Origin of the sequence: Microcoleus sp. T3_D1, from assembly GCF_036700405.1 — a bacterium.
Classification (GTDB): Bacteria; Cyanobacteriota; Cyanobacteriia; order Cyanobacteriales; family Microcoleaceae; genus Microcoleus.
The window spans coordinates 1-18497 of the sequence record NZ_JAUBOV010000111.1 but is presented as its reverse complement, the minus strand read 5'-3'; the positions used below and the strand labels follow the sequence as shown (position 1 = coordinate 18497).

The window sequence follows — 18497 nt, the reverse complement described above, 5'->3', positions numbered from 1 at the left end:
CTGCGGAGTCTTTTGGGTTTGAGCTAGTTGCTAAAACTCCGCAGTTAGATTGAGTTTCTTAGGAGGACTTTCGCTATTAGACAGGGACTTCAGTCCCTGGCGGACTGGCGGGTGGGTGGGAGGACTGGCTGTCTTTCGGCTTAAGTTGACACTAATAGGCTCTTGGAGTGTCCCTACAAGAGCTGTATGCTCAAAGGTCGATCCTCTTCGAGGGCTTCGCTAACGCACCCTGACTCCTCAAAAAAGCGTGAGCGTTCGCTCAAGAGTCAAAAACGCCACCTCTAAAGCTGAGCTAGCTCTCATTTACTTTGCATATTGTAATTATCACCAAAAGCTATCATTTTTTCTCAGTAGCTTTCCGCTGCTCCCTCCGGGTTTTACAGCAAAAGTTAAATACGCCTGATCTGAGCTGCACGGAGCGAAAAGTTTTGTTACAATAGGTAAGCTGTTACAAATCGTAACTTATGCTGGTTCCTATTTTAATAATTGACGTTGCCCTCGTTGCCTGGTCTTTGCACTTAATGCAAGAGGCGATCGCGCAACGGGAATTTTCACTAATGCTAGCCGGCACCCTAGTTGCGGTCTCAGCCGCCGCTCTGCTAGTCGTCTACTTCCTCATGGGGTCTTGTTTGAGCCATTTGAGCGAAATATCCCAACACACTTACTAAATGATAGTAGGCGATTGACCATTGTCCAGAAGCGAGGAGAGTTTTGTGGAAAAAAAGCCGAAAGCCTTGCCAGCCGAAGGCTCAAAACTAATTTCCCCAAAAAGCTTGACAAATATTGGTCAGTTAAGGCATGATTGAGAGCGCGAAAAGAAAGGGGAATTAGCTCAGTTGGTAGAGCACTACAATGGCATTGTAGGGGTCAGCGGTTCGAGCCCGCTATTCTCCATAAACATTACAGTAGGGAAACGGCACTGCTCATTCGTGTCAACTTAAGACTAAAACTGTTGATAAATATCGCTTTTACCCCAGTCTAGATCCCCCTAAATCCCCCTTAATAAGGTGGACTAAAGAGAAGACTCTTGTCCCACCCTTATTAAGGGGGGCTGTTTCATTATCACCAAAAACGAGGTTTTTGTAGGGGTAGTGCTACCCCTACTCCCCGTGCCTACCCCCGCCACCAACCATCGAATGGGGGTTTCAGGCCAAAAGGGCCGGCACGGGGGCACGGCCCCTACCAAGAATGAAACCGCCCTGCCTTGTTAAGGGGGACTTTGAATACTCTTGTCCCCCCCTTCGTAGGGGCGGTGCCCCCGTGCCCGCCCTAGGCGCCGTGGGGATCGAGGGGCTCATCGGTAGACGGTATACTGATACTACTTTTGACGTTCAGTTGACACGAAGAAGGGCACTGCAGTGTCTTTACTCGCACCGAAACAGCATAGCCGTGGCCTTAAATTCGATCGCGACTTGTACCGAAACAGCATTGCCGTGTCCTTAAATTCGATCGCCCTACACACCGCGAAAACCAATTTTCCCGTAAAATCAAAACAGTCTATCCCCAACCAAAGCGCTACCTGTGGCAAAGTCAACTGAACCCAGCAATCCAGAGAGTCCGAGCCAACTTGCCCGCACGCCTCTGTACGACCTATCATTAGAACTCAAAGCTCGGATGGTGCCCTTTTCCGGGTGGGAGATGGCAGTACAGTACGCAGGCATCAGCAGCGAACACCAAGCAGTACGCCAGCAAGCAGGAATGTTCGACATTTCCCACATGGGAAAATTTGGTTTGAGAGGGAAACAAGTAATAGAAAAATTTCAACCCTTAGTACCCTCAGACTTGAGCCGCTTGCAACCCGGTCAAGCTCAATATACAGTCTTGCTAAATGCCCAAGGCTGCATCTTAGACGACATTATTTTCTACTGCCAAGAACCAGACCCTATCACTAGCGAAGAACGTGCAGTAATCATTGTCAACGCCGCCACTCGCATCGCAGACAAAGCATGGATCACCACTCACTTAGAATTGAGCGAACTCAGTTTTACAGACATTTCCGAAGATAAAGTTTTAATTGCAATTCAAGGGCCAGAGGCTGTTAACTATCTCCAGCCTTTTGTGGAAGACAACCTCGCACCAATTAAGGCATTCGGTCACTTAGAAACAAATCTGTTGGGACAGCCGAGTTTTATCGCCAGAACTGGTTACACCGGCGAAGATGGGTTTGAAATCATGGTGGATGCCCAAGTAGGAAAAGAACTGTGGCAAAAATTGTTAGCTGCTGGCGTTGTACCCTGCGGTTTGGGTGCGAGAGATACCTTGCGTTTAGAAGCAGCAATGGCTCTTTACGGTCAAGATATCGACGACAATATCACACCTTTAGAAGCTGGATTGGGTTGGGTTGTTCACCTCGACACCAAAGGCGATTTTATTGGGCGGGAGGTTTTGGAACAGCAGAAAGCGAGTGGAGTATCGAAGCGGTTGGTAGGGTTAGAAATGCAGGGGCGACACATTGCGCGCCACGGCTATCCGGTAATATTTGAAGGCGAAACAGTAGGAGAAGTTACTAGCGGTACATTATCGCCTACTTTGAATCGGCCAGTAGCCCTCGCATTTGTTCCGGCAAAATTAGCGAAAATCGGTCAGCAATTAGAGGTCGAAATTCGCGGGAAAAACTATCCGGCTAGTGTGGTGAAAAAACCATTTTATAAATCGCCAAACCGCCCCAGTTAACTTAATTAGGTGAGCATTAATTCTGGGGCGGGCTAGAGGGAGCATCTCAGTTTTGCATTTACAGTGCGAGCGTCCCCGCTCGCGTATTGTACAATACGCGAGCGGGGACGCTCGCACTACAATAAAAAAAATGCTTTTTACAAAACTGAGATGCTCCCGGGCTAGAAGCCCAACCCCTACTCCCCACAAGAAAGTGTAAGTGTAGGTGTTCTTGTGGAACGGGCTTCTAGCCCGTTGCTCATCTTGGTCGAGAAGATTCATCTACTAGCTTAGCAAAATTTCGCAAAGTTGCAGCATAGCGATCGCCCGCCACATCCATCAAATCATTATGACCGGCCCCATCAACCCAAAAATTCAATTTCGGCTGATTCGCCGCTGCAAACAACTCCTCTCCATGCCAAAAATGCACCACCTCATCAGCCTTACCATGAATCACCAAAACAGGCGATCGAACTTTGCCAATCTTATCAATATTCACAAACTTGTCAAATGGTAAAATAGGAATCCGCGTCAACACCCGAAAAGCCGAAACAAAGGAACTTTCAACCACCAAACCGCCGACTTTTTGCCGTGAAGCCAAATCAATTGCCGGCCCACCCCCCACAGAACGCCCGTAAAGAATAATTTGCTTTGCAGATACTCCCAACTGTTGGGTTAAATAATTGTAAGCAGCATCAATATCACGATAAGTATTATACTCAGAAGGATTTCCCTGACTCGTGCCGTAACCTTGATAATCATAGGCAAACACAGCAAACCCGCTATCTCGAATCTCTCTGAGTAGCCACAAAATGCCGTCCAAGTCTTCCGCATTTCCGTGACTGTAAAGTATGGTATATTTAGCTTGCGGGTTAGGAAAATGAACAGCAGAAATTTTCACACCATTAGCTGAGCTAACTTTGATAACTTCCCTGCTATCACTCTGACTAGATGGGGGAGGTTGAAAAATTAGCCGTTCTGAAAAAAAGAAACCGTAAAAACATAGAAATGCGTAAATAAAAATTATAGAGCGCATCAGTCTTTTGACAGAAAATTCTCCAAAAAGCAAGCGTTTAATATTTTTTCTGTTCCATTTAGTCATTACTAAAGGCTCATAGTTGAATAAGATTTAACTAATACTTTTTTATTGCGAGAAAAGACATGGCACTAACATACCCCGATGACCTGAAATACCTAGACACCCACGAATACATCCGACTAGAAGGCGAAATTGCCACCATCGGCATTAGTGCCTTTGCAGTTGACCAACTCGGCGATATCGTGTTTCTAGATTTGCCAGAAGTCGGTGCAGGGTTGGAAAAGGGCGAAGCTTTCGGTACAGTCGAGTCAGTGAAAGCCGTTGAAGACTTGAAAGCACCAGTTACCGGTATAGTCGTAGAACGCAATGATGACATTATAGAGGCTCCCGAAAATTTGGCCGACGACCCCTATGGCGCTGGATGGCTGCTGAAAGTGCGCGTTGACAATCCCAGCGAAGCAGACGAGGCTTTCTCGGCCCCGGAGTATCGCAAAATGGTCGAAGGGGAATAGGGAATAGGGAATAGGGCATAGGGCATGGGGCATGGGGCTCGTTGATAATTCCACAATCCGCCAGGGGTTGAAACCCCTGGCTAATAGCACAAGTCGTCTAAAGACGACTGATACCAAATCCGGCTTAAATACCCCCTTTATCTCGCTTGTCCGCTAAGGCAGACTTCGTTTGACTCTCGACAGCGGTTTCAACCATCGACCTTAATCTACAGTCGTCTTCAGACGACTTTAGCTATGAGACAGGGGTTTCAACCCCTGTCGGACTATCGGACTATCGGACTGTCGGACTATCGGACTATCGGACTGTCGGACTGTCGGACTATCGGACTATCGGACTGTCGGACTGTCGGACTGTCGGACTGTCGGACTTTGATACACGCAAAAAATCTTCCTTAGTCGTCTTCAGACGACTTTAGCTATGAGACAGGGGTTTCAACCCCTGTCGGACTGTCGCACTTGGATAGACGCAGAAAATCTTCCTGGTTTTCTTAGCAAAATGTTACAAACAAAGAAGCAAAGTCAATTCAGGAGAATCCGCCTTGGTACTCTACAGCCCTCAACTTGAACCCAACCAGCAGCAAAACCTTTCCTCCATCAATGGTTTTGCGGGTCGGCACATTGGCCCGACACCCAGCGAAATCCAGCAAATGCTCAATGTTTTGGGCATTTCCAGCCTCGATGAGTTGATTGACAAAACGGTTCCAGCGGCGATTCGCATTTCTCAACCCTTACAACTTCCCGCAGCGCAAAGCGAGTACAGCGCTTTGGCAGAATTGAAAGAAATTGCTGCAAAAAATCAGGTATTTCGATCGTACATCGGCACTGGATATCACGACTGCATAACTCCCCCCGTCATTCAGCGGAATATCCTGGAAAATCCAGGCTGGTATACAGCTTACACTCCCTACCAAGCTGAAATTGCTCAAGGACGATTGGAAGCTTTACTGAACTTCCAAACCATGATAATTGACCTCACGGGTTTGGAAATAGCCAACGCTTCCTTGCTGGATGAAGGGACAGCGGCGGCGGAAGCGATGGCGGTGAGTTACGGCGCCAACAAAAAGGGGGCAAAAGCGTTTTTTGTTTCCCAAGATTGCCACCCTCAAACTGTGGAAGTGGTGCAAACTCGCGCTAAGCCGCTGGGAATTGAGGTAATTGTCGGCGACCATCAAAGCTTTGAGTTCGATCGTACAATCTTCGGCGCTCTCGTGCAATACCCCGCCACAGACGGCGCAATTTACGACTATACCGATTTTATTCGATCGGCACACGAAGCCGGCGCATTAGTCACAGTCGCCGCCGACATATTGAGCCTGTGCTTGCTCACACCCCCCGGCGAATTCGGCGCGGATATAGCCGTAGGAAGCACTCAGCGCTTCGGAGTGCCGATGGGATTCGGAGGGCCCCACGCAGCCTATTTCGCCACGCGAGAAGAGTTTAAACGGCAAGTTCCGGGGAGAATAGTTGGCGTTTCTAAAGATGCCAACGGCAAATCTGCTTTACGTTTAGCCTTGCAAACTCGCGAACAACACATCCGCCGCGAAAAAGCAACCAGCAATATTTGTACTGCTCAAGTTTTGCTGGCAGTGATGGCGAGTATGTATGCTGTTTATCACGGCCCGTCTGGACTGAAAGACATTGCTGAGAAAGTATGGACTTTAACAGCACTTTTGGCATCGGGTTTAAGAAGTTTCGGATACAAAATTGGTTCTCAACCTTTCTTCGATACTTTGCGGGTAGAATTGGGAGACAAACCGCTGTCAGAACTTCTAGAAGCTGCTAAAGTACGCCAAATTAATCTCCGAGTTTTCGAGGATTCGACAGTGGGAATCACTTTAGATGAAACTGTCAGCGTTGAAGATGTGCAAGAGTTGTGGGAAATTTTTGCACAGAATAAAGATTATATCAGGGGTGACGGGCAGAATGCTCTCAACATTCCACTGGATGCAGACGCATTGAATTCCTATTTGACCTTACCAGATTTTTGCGATCGCACCAGCAGCTATCTCGCCCACCCAGTTTTCAACAGCTACCATTCAGAAACTGAACTCTTGCGCTATTTGCACCGTTTAGAAGCCAAGGATTTATCGCTAAACACATCGATGATTCCCTTGGGTTCTTGCACCATGAAATTGAATGCCACAGCAGAGATGATGCCGGTGACTTGGGCAGAATTTGGCAAGATACATCCCTTTGCACCCCGCGATCAAAGTCGCGGCTATCAAATGATGTTCGTGCAACTAGAACAGTGGCTGGCAGAAATCACCGGTTTCGCGGGAATTTCTTTGCAGCCAAACGCCGGTTCCCAAGGCGAATACGCGGGCTTGTTAGTTATTCGCCAATACCACGAACACCGAGGCGAATCTCACCGAAATATCTGTTTGATTCCCCAGTCAGCCCACGGTACAAATCCGGCTAGCGCGGTGATGGCGGGGATGAAAGTAGTTGCTGTCGAGTGCGATTCCCAGGGCAATATTGATGTTGCCGATTTACATAAAAAAGCCGAGAAACACAAAAATGAACTGGCGGCTTTGATGGTGACATATCCATCAACGCACGGCGTTTTTGAGGAAGAAATTAAAGAGATTTGCGAGATTGTCCACAACTGCGGCGGACAAGTTTATATGGACGGCGCAAATATGAATGCTCAAGTTGGTTTGTGCCGCCCTGGTGATTTTGGTGCTGATGTTTGTCACTTGAATTTGCACAAAACTTTCTGTATTCCCCACGGCGGCGGCGGGCCGGGAATGGGGCCGATTGGGGTAATGTCTCATTTAGTAGAATTTTTGCCCAGTCATTCTATTCTTAACAGTCAACAGTCAACAAACATCAGTCAACAAACATCAGTTGGTGCTGTTTCCGCAGCGCCTTGGGGAAGTGCTAGCATTTTGACTATTTCTTGGATGTACATTCGGATGATGGGAGGATTCGGTTTAACTGAGGCAACAAAAGTAGCAATTCTTAATGCTAATTACATGGCAAAACGCTTAGAATCTTATTATCCGGTTTTGTACAAAGGGAAAGCTGGTTTAGTGGCGCACGAGTGTATTCTGGATTTGCGATCGCTCAAAAAATCTGCGACTATTGAAGTAGAAGATATCGCTAAACGGTTGATGGATTACGGCTATCACGCGCCGACGGTTTCTTGGCCGGTTGCTGGTACGGTAATGGTGGAACCGACGGAAAGCGAATCGAAGCAGGAATTAGACCGTTTTTGCGATGCAATGATTGCGATTCGAGGCGAAATTGCGGAGATTGAAAAAGGTAATGTTGACGCACAAAATAACGTTTTGAAAAATGCGCCGCACACCGCAGAATCTCTGATGGTTGATGAGTGGAATCGTCCTTATACTCGCGCGCAAGCGGCTTATCCGACATCTTGGACTCGCGAACATAAGTTTTGGCCTGCGGTGGGCCGGATAGATAATGCTTTTGGCGATCGTAATTTTGTCTGTTCTTGTTTACCAATGGAGGCTTACACTTAAGATTGTAATCCATTTAAATCTCGTTTATATCTGAGTCTAGATCCCCCTAAATCCCCCTTAATAAGGGGAGTAGGGGTTGACTTTGATTACTTCGGGTCCCCCCCTTCTTAAGGGGGGCTAGGGGGGATCTCCGGGTTTGATAGATGCCGATATCCACCTCACCAAAGGCCTCAAGAAACCGGGTTTTTGCGACAATACCTAACTACAACCCAAAAACTCCAAAAAACCCGGTTTCTCAACCTCACGCGACCACTCAACAAAAATTCCCCCGTCTCAGCTATAATCAAAGCCATCCTCTCCATCCTCACCACCCGCCATGAGGCACTGGCCCCCCGGACAACAACTGCACCAAGGCAAATATCTAATCGAAGAAATTCTCGGCTGCGGCGGATTCGGTGTCACCTACCGCGCCCAAAACCTTAAAGAAGGTAAAGCCGTCGCCATCAAAACCCTAAACGCCAACGTTCAAAGTAAACCAAACTTTCAGGAATTACAAACCAAATTTCTCAACGAAGCATTATCTTTAGCCCGATGCAGTCATCCCCACGTCGTCCAAGTTTACGAAGTGTTTCCCGAAATGGTAGGAAATATAGAATTGTGGTGCATGGTGATGGAATTAATCGATGGAATTGACTTAGCTAGCCATCTCGAAGATAACGGCATTTTGTCGGAAGAAAAAGCTTTGGCAATTATTAAGCAATTGGGAAGGGCCCTGAGTTTTGTTCACAAGCAAGGATTTACTCACCTGGATGTTAAACCCCAAAATACTATGCTCAGAAAGCGGGGTTTGAAAGCCGTTTTGATTGATTTTGGCTTAGCACGACAGATGACAGCACCGGGAAAATTGAGAACTAATAGCAATTCCGGGACTGAGTGTTACGCACCCATTGAATTATTAGAAAAACGTGCCGAACGAGGCGCTTATACAGATGTTTATTCCCTAGCAGCAACGCTTTATGTAATGTTGACGGGTGAGTTGCCGTTTCCCTCGCAATTCAGGAAGCCAAATATTCCTTTAACTCCGCCAAAGCAATTCAATTCTGAGATTAGCGACCGAGTGAATGCGGCGATTATGAAAGGGATGGAGTTGGAACCGCAAAATCGCCCACAGTCGGTGCAGGAATGGTTGGATTTGCTGATACCGAAACCCTTGGCTGATGAGGTTAATTTGGTTTCAGCAGTGGGGATGGATTATAGAAAATTGCGGAATTTATTGGCGGCTAAAAACTGGAAAGAGGCGGATGAGGAAACTGCTAGAGTGATGCTGAAGGTGGCGGGTAGAGACGAAGAAAGATGGCTTGATGTACAAAGTATTAATTTTCCCTGCGAGGACTTGCGTACCATTGACCAACTTTGGGTGAAATACAGTAATGGGCGCTTCGGCTTTTCGGTACAGAAGCGTATCTATCAAAGTCTGGGCGGAACCAGGGAATACGATCCTAAAATATGGGAAGCGTTTGGCGATCGGGTAGGTTGGCGCGTGAATAGTGAATGGACGGAAAACTGGCAATATAACACCAAAGCACCAGAAGGAAACCTCCCGACACCTCCCGGCTGGGGTTGGTTGAGTTGGGCGGGCAGTTTTGACTGGTGTGGGGAGCTAATTCTAGTGGCGCTCTTCTCTCTTGTCGAGACTTGTAGACTCTAACATCTAAGCGTTACAGGATTTCAAAAGATTTATAATAAAGGCTATGCCCAAGCTAGACATAATTCACTACGCTGTCAAAAACGCACTGATCAAAGACGGTTGGATAATTACTGACGATCCCTATGTAATTCAGTATCGTACAACAACGCTGTACGCCGATCTCGGTGCCCAACAACCTATTGCTGCTGAACGGCAGGGACAGAAACTTGTAGTTGAAGTGAAAAGCTTTATCGGGGCATCAAAAATCCAAGATTTAAAAGAAGCTCTCGGTCAGTATGACATTTATCGTTACCTTTTAGAAGAAACAGCGCCCGATCGCAAACTTTACGTGGCTATTAGTACCATAGCATATAAAACTTTCTTCACTCAAGATGCGATTCAATTAATTGTAAACAGACATCAACTTCCCCTAATTGTCGTCAATACAGAAGTAGAGGAAATAGTACAATGGATAAACTAACCGAGTATCCCAAATTAATCGAGCGAATTTTAACCGAGTATATAGAATTGTGCAGCCGTCCTCAACCAGACATCGAAACCTTCTTAATTACCGATGCACAAAACGGTCATTATATGTGGATGAATCTGGGCTGGCAAAAGGGAGAACGCATTACCGGGATGACTGTCTACGTTAGGATTCGGGATGGCAAATTCTGGATTGAGGAAGACTGGACAGAAGATGGAATTGCAACAGATTTAGTGCGTGCAGGGGTTCCAAAGGAAGATATTGTATTAGCATTTCACGAGCCAGGAATGCGGCAGTACACGGATTTTGCAGTAGCTTCCTAGCGCTATCAAACATATTTGATAGGAGGAGACATGAATCCCCATAAGTTAGAAAAAAAAAATTGGAGTTTGCATTAACAACCAAGACTATCCAGCGTCATTGGAAGTACGAAAAATCTACCAAATAATCCCGGATAATCGCGCTGGGGAAAATCAATTAATCTGAGTTATTGATGAATCTGGCTAAGATTATTTGTATCCAGTTTCATATTTTGTACCCATCGCATTGCCACAAGCTGTAGCAGCCGTATTTGCCTAGTAGAAACTATCAATTCTATTACGCACTTCGACTAAAGAAACCGGGTTTTTACTGAATCTTTCGGTGGAAACGAAATATTGTCGTAAAAAACCCGGTTTCTGAGTCAATCTCAAGGAGTAAGGAATGAGAATTAAATAACTTACAATGCGTGATGGTTCTTGTGGGATGGGCGTCCCGCCCGTCCAGAAAGGGCGGGCGGGACGCCCAACCCATTTTCAAGAGTGTAAATTATTTAATTCGCGATCCTAAGCTGTTGTGCATTTAAATCGTCCTTAGCATCCGAGTGTGTTAGGGGACAAATACAACTCTCCTGGCCCAGCCACTGCGATCCTAATTGATGCAGGGCTGCCATCACCGGTTGAATTTGGCGACCCTTGGGCGTGAGGGAATATTCGACGCGGGGCGGAATCTCGGCATAAACACGCCGATCGACTAACCCTTGAGATTCTAACTCTCGTAGGCGTTGGGTGAGGGTTTTGGTGCTGATGCCAGGAAGTGCCGCGAGTAATTCGTGGGGACGCCTCGCGCCTCCAAACAGTTCGCGTAGAACCAAAATTGACCATTTATTGTCCAACAAATCCAGCACAAATTGAATCGGACATTTAACCTCTACGCACTGACTTGCTTCCACCATAAACTCCCTGCACAGTTGCCTTCACGATAATTTCCATATTTCTTTAGAAATGGCTCAAGCGTCCTATTGGCTTCAATGCTTTACCTAAAGTAACTATAGGATACCACTGGTAACTGACTTGTGGGCGATCGCGGATTAAGGCAATGTGGTGCACAGTCATCAATTCCGAACAATCCACTCTCCACTCCTATGGTCAGTTCAATTAGTAAATCGGAGTCTGCTGGTCTCCCATCCAGCATTAAAGCACCTGTTCAAGAAACCCTGTTAACACCCCGCTTTTACACCACCAATTTTGATGCCGTTGCCGAAATGGATCTGTCCGGGCAACAAGCGGAATTAGAAGCAGTTGTAGCAGAATTGCGCGCGGACTATAACCGCCACCATTTTGTCCGCAATCAAGAGTTTGAGCAATGCTGGGACAAGATTGATGGCGAAACGCGAAAGGCATTTATTGACTTTCTAGAGCGATCCTGTACCTCAGAATTTTCGGGTTTTCTGTTGTTCAAAGAACTATCCCGCAAACTTAAGAATCGCCAACCCTTGTTATCGGAAGCCTTTAGCTTACTGGCACGGGATGAAGCGCGTCATGCCGGTTTCTTGAATAAGGCGATGGCAGATTTTGGGTTGTCTCTCGATCTGGGCTATTTAACAAAAAATCGTACCTACACATTCTTCCCTCCAGAATGGGTAATTTATACTGTTTATCTGTCGGAAAAAATCGGCTACTGGCGCTATATTTTGGTGTATCGCCATCTCGAAAAACATCCCGAACATCAAATTTATCCCCTGTTTCGCTACTTTGAGAATTGGTGCCAGGACGAAAATCGGCATGGGGATTTCTTTAAGGCATTGTTGCGATCGCAGCCTAAGCTTTGGAATAACTGGAAGGCAAGACTCTGGGCGCGGTTTTTCCTACTGACGGTGTTTGCCACCCACACAATGACGGTGTTGGAACGCTCCACATTTTATGACTCGATCGGGATCGACCCCGATGAATATAACAAGCAGGTGATTCATCACACCAATGAAACGGCAAAACGGGCGTTTCCCAGTATTTTAGATACTCACCATCCAGAATTCTTTACCCGTCTGGATCGATGTGCGATCGCCAATCAGAAGCTAGCAGAAATCTCAACTAACCAGCGCCCGGCCGCCCTCCAATTTTGCCAAAAATTACCCTGGATTGCTGTGATTGTCTGGCAGTTGTTGCGCCTTTATTTACTGCCCTCGATTAATGCTGAATCGTCCAGAACCGCTATTAATTAGGAGATATTCCCATGACTAATCTATCCACACGCCTCCGAGAAGGCACGATGAAATCCCACACCACAGCCGAAAATACGGCATTTATGAAATGCTTTATGAAAGGCATTGTGGAACGGGAACCTCTGCGTAAACTATTTGCCGATTTGTACTTTGTTTACAGCGCCCTAGAAACGGCTTTGCAGAGCCATGTCAACCACCCGATTATCGGGACTCTCTATTTCCCTGAGTTAAATCGCACTGAGAATCTGGCTTGCGATCTAGCTTTTTATTACGGTGCAAATTGGCTGGAGGAAATTACGGCTTCGCCAGCGGGTTCTGTGTATCGCGATCGCATTCAAACCCTCTCAGCAACCGATCCAGTCCTGCTGATTGCCCATGCCTACACCCGCTACATGGGTGATTTATCCGGCGGACAAAGCTTGAAAAACGTGATTCGATCGGCGTTGTCTCTGCCGCCGGATCAAGGAACAAATTTCTATGAATTTTCCCAAATCTCGACACCAGAAGCAAGGCGAGAATTTAAGGAACGCTATCGCCAAACCTTTGATGAGTTTCCGGTGGATGCTGACACGATCGATCGAATTGTCGCCGAAGCAAATCTGGCATTTACCCTTAACCAGGATGTAATGCACGAACTCGAAGCCGATGTAAAAGCGGCGATTGGAGAACATACCTTTGATTTGCTGACTCGGCAAGATCGCCCCGGTAGCACAGAAGGCCGCAGCCCTCATGCCCAGCGAGAATCTGTCGCGAAATAACTCGCCCAAGGAAAACAAGATCGATCGTATCTCTAAAATATGCCGGGGTTCTGAATTTACACAACAACAGAAGGATTCATTAGTTAATGAAACAGTTATCACAAACGGTTGAATTTGATGCTGCATTGTTAAATAAATACAACCAGCCTTTACCTCGCTATACCAGCTATCCACCCGCCACCGAATTAACTACTGACTTCGATCGCAACGCATTTAAAACCGCGATCGCCGTCGGCAATCACAAACGAACCCCCTTATCGCTTTACTGCCACATTCCCTTTTGCGAAACGCCCTGTTATTTCTGCGGCTGCAATACCATCATTACCCAGCGCAAGGAGGTGGTAGAACCCTATTTAGGCTATCTCGATCGCCAAATTCGCCAAGTTGCCAGTTTGGTGGATGCCGATCGGCTGGTGCATCAGTTGCACTGGGGCGGCGGCACGCCCAACTATCTCGATCGCAGTCAGGTAGAGTTTCTCTGGAACCAGTTAAATCGATATTTTCGGTTCGATGACGCGGCAGAAATATCGATCGAAGTCAATCCTAGCTATATCGATCGCGAATATATTCTATTTTTGCGACAATTAGGCTTCAATCGGATTAGCTTTGGCATTCAAGACTTTAATCCCACCGTGCAGCAAGCGATCAATCGGGTGCAGCCCGAAGCGATGTTGTTTGATGTGATGGATTGGATGCGGGAAGCTGGGTTTGAAAGTGTCAATGTGGATTTAATTTACGGCTTACCTTTCCAGACACAAGCAACATTCCAGGAAACGGTAAAGAAGACCTTGCAATTAAATCCCGATCGCATTGCCGTCTTTAATTTTGCCTATGTTCCCTGGCTCAAACCGGTTCAGAAACGGATGCCGGAATCTGCTTTGCCGACTGCGGGCGAAAAGCTGAAAATTCTGCAAAGTACGATCGCCCAACTGACGCAAAATGGCTATGTGTTTATTGGTATGGATCACTTTGCTAAGCCTAATGATGAACTAGCTATCGCGCAACAAGCTGGGCAACTACATCGTAATTTTCAGGGTTATACCACTAAGCCCGAATCGGATCTGTTGGGCTTTGGCATGACTTCCATCAGTATGTTGCAGGATGTGTATACCCAAAACCACAAGGGATTGAAAGATTTTTATCGGGCGATCGATGCGGGTGAATTGCCGATCGAAAAAGGTGTTATACTTAATCAAGACGATCTGATTCGGCGCACAGTAATTATGGAATTAATGTGTCAATTCCAACTGTCGGTGCAAGATTTGGAAGAAAAATACCATCTCGGCTTCGATCTCGATTTTAATGACTATTTCGCTCAGGTTTTGCCACAACTTGAGGCCTTAGAAGCCGATGGGTTAATCAAACGATGGGGCGATGGCATTGAAGTAACCGCGCTCGGCCGCTTGCTAATTCGCAATATTGCATCCGTGTTTGATAGCTATCTCATCCCCCACTCAAGCAAACGGTTTTCCAAGTCCCTATGAATCATCGTCAGATTTGTTAACTCTGAGATGTTGCACCATTCTCAATTACTTGTTTAGGAACAGGCAAGATGCCTGTTCCACAACAAAATACACTCTTTGTGGAACGGGCATCTTGCCCGTTCTTGAGAATGCTACAAGATGTGAGTTAACTCAGATTAGTTAACATAGTCAGGGACGGATAAATACTTTCATAACCGAGTTGTTGCGTAAATTCTAACCAATTCAACAAGGAAAAATCAATGTTCTGTGAACAATGCGAACAAACAGCAAGCGGACAAGGATGCCATCAGTTTGGTGCTTGTGGGAAAAGTCCCCAAGTGAATGCTATCCAAGATCTGCTGATTTATTATCTGCGCGGGTTGGCTCCGATTGCCCTGAAAGCAAAAGAGTTAGGCATTGATACTCATGCAGTGGATGTCTTCACCTGCGAAACGATCTTTGCCACGATGACGAATGTCAACTTTTCCGAAAAGCGGTTTGTTGAGTATCTCCAGGAAGCGATCGCCCATCGCGCCAACCTCAAGGCTCAAGTGCAGCAAGCAACAGACACTCCACCCACCTGGGCTGCAATTTCCGACTTTGAACCCAACTTTGAGGAGAGCCTGGTTGAGCAGGGTGAGCAGATTTCCCTCCAGTTCCTCAGTCAGTCTGCCTCGAATGTGGATATTTTCTCACTCAAACTCACAGTGCTATATGGGGTTAAGGGTCTTGCCTCCTACACCTTCCACGCCTACGAAGTGGGCCAGGAAGACGAGCGGGTGTATCGTTTCATTTATGAGGCACTTGTCGCCCTCGATAACCAGACCTTGAGCTTGCAGGAGTGGGTGGATCTTGCTCTTGAGGTGGGAGCCATCAATCTGCGCTCTATGGAACTATTGGATGCCGGACATACCGGTACCTATGGGCACCCAATTCCCACGCCTGTTCCCCTCAATCCACGGCAAGGGAAGGCGATTCTGGTTTCAGGACATGACATCAAACAACTCGAAGGCTTACTCAAGCAAACAGCAGACACGGGAATTACTGTTTACACCCACGGCGAACTTCTACCAGCCCACGGCTATCCCAAACTAAAACAGCAGTATCCCCATCTCTACGGTCACTACGGCACTGCTTGGCAGAACCAAACCAAGGATTTTGGCAAGTTCCCCGGTGCGATCGTGATTACGACCAACTGCTTAATGCCAACCCATTCCTATTATGAAAATAAACTCTTTAGCGTTGGCCCCGTCGGCTATCCGGGTCTGATTAACTTGAGTGCGATCGACAATGGCACACCCGATTTTACTCCCGTTATTGAGAAAGCACTGGCACTTCCCGGCTTTACTGAAGATGCACCCCCCAGGGAAGTCACAGTTGGTTTTGCCCACAATACAGTCCTAGGTGTGGCAGATAAAATCATTGAGGCTGTCAAACAGCGTAAAATCCGCCATTTCTTCCTGGTAGGGGGCTGTGATGGAGCCAAACCCGATCGCAACTACTACACCGAGTTCGTAGAAAAAGTGCCTGATGATTGTGTCGTGCTCACCCTAGCTTGCGGTAAGTTTCGCTTCTTCGATCGACAAATGGGCGACATTGACGGACTACCCCGCCTGATGGATGTTGGTCAGTGCAACGATGCCTACTCCGCGATTCAGATTGCTGTAGCCCTAGCCAATGCCTTTGAGGTAGGTGTCAACGATATACCCCTTTCCATGATTCTGTCGTGGTATGAACAAAAGGCAGTAGCCGTCTTGCTAACTCTCTTGCATTTGGGGATTAAAAACATTCGTCTAGGGCCGACATTACCGGCGTTTATTTCTCCCAATGTATTCAAGCTTCTGTCGGAGAAATATAACTTGCAGGCCATTACCACCCCTGATGCCGATCTAGCAGCTTGCTTGAGCCCATTAGCAGTCATTCGCTAAGGAATGAGAATTAAATAACTTAGAATTTTGATGGTTCTTGTGGGATGGGCGTCCCGCCCGTCCAGAAAGGGCGGGCTATAAGCCCAACCCCTACTCCCCACTTTCAAGAGTGTAAATTATTTAATTCGCGATCCTAAGTCTATTCAGAGGGATTCATCTGCGTTGATCTGTGTTTATCTGCCCTCATCTGCGGTGAAAAAAAGAGAATTTATCGAGCCGCAGATGATAAGGGATTGACGCTGATTCACGCAGATGTCGAGAAGAGAGATAGGAATGGGCGAGCGATCGGATGGAGATTCATATTCTCAAAGATGGCAGTCGGATTTTCACAAGCTACCGGGTCAAATGAATCTGGCTGAGTCGGAGTTATGAACCCGATCGCACTAAGCATCGAGCATCCAAGCAATACACTTTTGCATTTGATTGCTCATTGTTTGTCGATCGGCATTATACCTGCGGCCGTGTCCCGGCAACACCCATTCAAACGAGTAATTAGCCAACTTCTGCATAGATTTGATTTGTTCGGGCCAAGAATACCAACAGACATCGTGAAAGCCAACTAGCTGCTGCAAACTTTCCGACCAAGCAAGATGATCGCCTGTGAACAAAAACGTGTTATTGTAAAGCAAAACGGTGTGACCTTTCGTGTGACCTGGCACCGATATAATCAACAAATCATCTGCTAGTTGATACGGTTCGGTGGGCGACAATTGCATTTCTACACGGCAAGTATCAGCGTTAATTTCGTCATAATGAATGATGCGATCGCACCCAAAATGATCGTGGTATAGTTGATGATCTGCCACATCATCGCCGTGAGTCAAGTACATATAGCGAATGCCGCCCATTGCTTCTATGTTTTTGACTAGCGGCGGCACAAAACGGGGAGAATCAACTAAAATGTTGCCTTCGGGGCGGACAATTAAATAGCTGGCTGCGGCGTAGGAATTCTCTGAGTGGTAGCCGCAGTGATAGACATTTTCTGCTACGAGTGCGGGCAACAGTTGCTGGGCTTGTTTGATGCTTTTGGGTTTTTCTACAGTGCCGATCGAACTTGTGGGACAAGACAAAAGAGCCGCGAGCGATCGCATTTCTTCAGTTTCATTAGTTGGCTGGTGGTAAACCGCAGACTGTTCTCCCGCTTGACCAAATACTTCAGGTGCCATCCACCGACAAGTATCACAGTCAATGCAGGTATTGTCTACTTGACACTCCCCTGGCTAAAGCCGAGGGGATTCTTGATTCGCAGAATCGACTTGCCGATGCAGAATTACTTCAACATCGGTAGCGGTCAACTCTCCACAAGCGTTCGGATCTAAGATCCAAGTTCCGACGTGCCCCGCCGTACTCAATCCCCGACTTAGGATATTTCTACCTGCGTTGCGATCGCGATCTAATACACATCCACACCGACAAGCGTGAGTTCGCGTTGATAGACTTTTCTTAACAATGGTTCCGCAGCTAGAACATTCTTGACTCGTCCCGTGGGCTGGCACGGCAATTGTAATCCTTCCGAATACTTTACCGAAATATTCCATCCACACTCGAAACATATACCAAGATGCGTCGTTAATCGATTTAGCTAAGCAGTGATTCTTCACCATGTTTTTGATTCTCAAATCTTCATAGACTACACAGTCGTTTGACTGGATGACGCATCTTGCTAATTTCACAGCAAAATCTTTACGCTGTCTACTTATTTTGAGGTGGCGTTTTCCTAGAATTACCCTAGCTTTTTTTCTATTTTCTGAACCTTTGACTCGCTTTGAAAGCCGCCTTTGGGCTTTCTTTAGTCGGCGATCTCCTTTGCCCAAAAAACGCGGATTTTCGACTGTAACACCATTAGAGTCTGTGTAGAACTCTTTGAGCCCCACGTCTAATCCAATAGCATTACCTGTAACTTCAATCTTCTCGGAACGGTCAACTTGAACGCAAAACTGGATGTAGTATCCATCGGCTCGTTTGACTAAGCGCACTCGCTTAATTTGGCCAGGGTAAGAGCATCTCAATTAGGCTTGACACAAGGACTCAGAAGAATCTAATGTAGGGTCAAGAAAACAAGAAAAG

General features: G+C 46.8%; 13 protein-coding genes, 1 tRNA gene and 2 pseudogenes. 12 read left to right on the top strand and 4 right to left on the bottom strand.

The features are described 5' to 3' along the window. Positions 1–464 precede the first annotated feature (464 nt). From QT992_RS30565 to gcvT, 3 genes are all read left to right on the top strand, one after another. Positions 465–668, top strand: a complete 204-nt coding sequence (locus tag QT992_RS30565; RefSeq protein WP_333058474.1) for a hypothetical protein — start codon at positions 465–467, stop codon at positions 666–668. A gap of 153 nt (positions 669–821) precedes the next feature. Continuing rightward, positions 822–894 (top strand) — tRNA-Ala (locus QT992_RS30560). A 627-nt stretch (positions 895–1521) separates the two neighbouring features. Beyond that, positions 1522–2673, top strand: a complete 1152-nt coding sequence (gcvT, locus tag QT992_RS30555) for a glycine cleavage system aminomethyltransferase GcvT (RefSeq protein WP_333343048.1) — start codon at positions 1522–1524, stop codon at positions 2671–2673. A 238-nt stretch (positions 2674–2911) separates the two neighbouring features. Here the strand turns inward: gcvT and QT992_RS30550 are convergent, their stop codons facing one another. After that, entirely contained in the window at positions 2912–3754 is an 843-nt protein-coding gene (locus QT992_RS30550; RefSeq protein WP_333320080.1) for an alpha/beta hydrolase, read from the bottom strand. A gap of 59 nt (positions 3755–3813) precedes the next feature. On the opposite strand from QT992_RS30550, the gene gcvH reads away from it, so the two are divergent. The 5 genes from gcvH to QT992_RS30525 all read left to right on the top strand — a co-directional run bounded on the left by gcvH (position 3814) and on the right by QT992_RS30525 (position 10125). Next, a complete protein-coding gene (gene gcvH, locus QT992_RS30545; protein WP_333320082.1) occupies positions 3814–4203 on the top strand; it encodes a glycine cleavage system protein GcvH in 390 nt (129 codons plus the stop codon). A gap of 539 nt (positions 4204–4742) precedes the next feature. Beyond that, positions 4743–7688, top strand: a complete 2946-nt coding sequence (gene gcvP, locus QT992_RS30540) for an aminomethyl-transferring glycine dehydrogenase (protein ID WP_445305394.1) — start codon at positions 4743–4745, stop codon at positions 7686–7688. 316 nt (positions 7689–8004) lie between these two features. Continuing rightward, positions 8005–9336, top strand: coding sequence for a serine/threonine-protein kinase (locus QT992_RS30535; RefSeq protein ID WP_333342900.1), 1332 nt, complete (start codon positions 8005–8007; stop codon positions 9334–9336). Positions 9337–9379: 43 nt separating this feature from the next. After that, on the top strand, positions 9380–9796 hold the full coding sequence (locus QT992_RS30530; protein WP_333342899.1) for a XisH family protein: 417 nt from the start codon (positions 9380–9382) through the stop codon (positions 9794–9796). Continuing rightward, a complete protein-coding gene (locus QT992_RS30525) occupies positions 9784–10125 on the top strand; it encodes a XisI protein (protein WP_333342898.1) in 342 nt (113 codons plus the stop codon). Before QT992_RS30530 ends, QT992_RS30525 begins: the two co-directional genes overlap by 13 nt. 488 nt (positions 10126–10613) lie before the next feature. Here QT992_RS30525 and QT992_RS30520 read toward each other — a convergent pair whose 3' ends face one another. Further along, the gene (locus QT992_RS30520) at positions 10614–11015 is read right to left on the bottom strand and encodes a helix-turn-helix domain-containing protein (protein WP_333342886.1); all 402 of its coding nucleotides are present in this window, start codon (positions 11013–11015) and stop codon (positions 10614–10616) included. 189 nt (positions 11016–11204) lie between these two features. Here QT992_RS30520 and acsF point away from each other — a divergent pair, with 189 nt between their 5' ends. From acsF to hcp, 4 genes are all read left to right on the top strand, one after another. Further along, positions 11205–12281, top strand: a complete 1077-nt coding sequence (acsF, locus tag QT992_RS30515) for a magnesium-protoporphyrin IX monomethyl ester (oxidative) cyclase (RefSeq protein WP_333342887.1) — start codon at positions 11205–11207, stop codon at positions 12279–12281. 11 nt (positions 12282–12292) lie between these two features. Further along, positions 12293–13039, top strand: coding sequence for a heme oxygenase (biliverdin-producing) (locus QT992_RS30510; protein WP_333342888.1), 747 nt, complete (start codon positions 12293–12295; stop codon positions 13037–13039). 86 nt (positions 13040–13125) lie between these two features. Next, on the top strand, positions 13126–14523 hold the full coding sequence (gene hemN, locus QT992_RS30505; protein WP_333342889.1) for an oxygen-independent coproporphyrinogen III oxidase: 1398 nt from the start codon (positions 13126–13128) through the stop codon (positions 14521–14523). 239 nt (positions 14524–14762) lie between these two features. Then, positions 14763–16430: a hydroxylamine reductase gene (gene hcp / locus QT992_RS30500; protein WP_333342890.1), complete on the top strand. Its 1668-nt coding sequence runs from the start codon at positions 14763–14765 to the stop codon at positions 16428–16430. Positions 16431–16813: 383 nt separating this feature from the next. Here the strand turns inward: hcp and QT992_RS30495 are convergent. Continuing rightward, positions 16814–17647: pseudogene (locus QT992_RS30495) on the bottom strand (MBL fold metallo-hydrolase); the annotation flags it as partial. Between the two features lie 3 nt (positions 17648–17650). Next, a pseudogene (locus QT992_RS30490) lies at positions 17651–18424 on the bottom strand (RNA-guided endonuclease InsQ/TnpB family protein); the annotation flags it as partial. Positions 18425–18497: the final 73 nt, after the last annotated feature.

Coding starts and splice junctions, on each gene's coding strand:
- QT992_RS30565 (WP_333058474.1), top strand. CDS start 465: ATGCTGGTTCCTATTTTAATAATTGACGTTGCCCTCGTTGCCTGGTCT.
- QT992_RS30550 (WP_333320080.1), bottom strand. CDS start 3,754: ATGACTAAATGGAACAGAAAAAATATTAAACGCTTGCTTTTTGGAGAA.
- gcvH (WP_333320082.1), top strand. CDS start 3,814: ATGGCACTAACATACCCCGATGACCTGAAATACCTAGACACCCACGAA.
- QT992_RS30535 (WP_333342900.1), top strand. CDS start 8,005: ATGAGGCACTGGCCCCCCGGACAACAACTGCACCAAGGCAAATATCTA.
- QT992_RS30530 (WP_333342899.1), top strand. CDS start 9,380: ATGCCCAAGCTAGACATAATTCACTACGCTGTCAAAAACGCACTGATC.
- QT992_RS30525 (WP_333342898.1), top strand. CDS start 9,784: ATGGATAAACTAACCGAGTATCCCAAATTAATCGAGCGAATTTTAACC.
- QT992_RS30520 (WP_333342886.1), bottom strand. CDS start 11,015: ATGGTGGAAGCAAGTCAGTGCGTAGAGGTTAAATGTCCGATTCAATTT.
- acsF (WP_333342887.1), top strand. CDS start 11,205: ATGGTCAGTTCAATTAGTAAATCGGAGTCTGCTGGTCTCCCATCCAGC.
- QT992_RS30510 (WP_333342888.1), top strand. CDS start 12,293: ATGACTAATCTATCCACACGCCTCCGAGAAGGCACGATGAAATCCCAC.
- hemN (WP_333342889.1), top strand. CDS start 13,126: ATGAAACAGTTATCACAAACGGTTGAATTTGATGCTGCATTGTTAAAT.
- hcp (WP_333342890.1), top strand. CDS start 14,763: ATGTTCTGTGAACAATGCGAACAAACAGCAAGCGGACAAGGATGCCAT.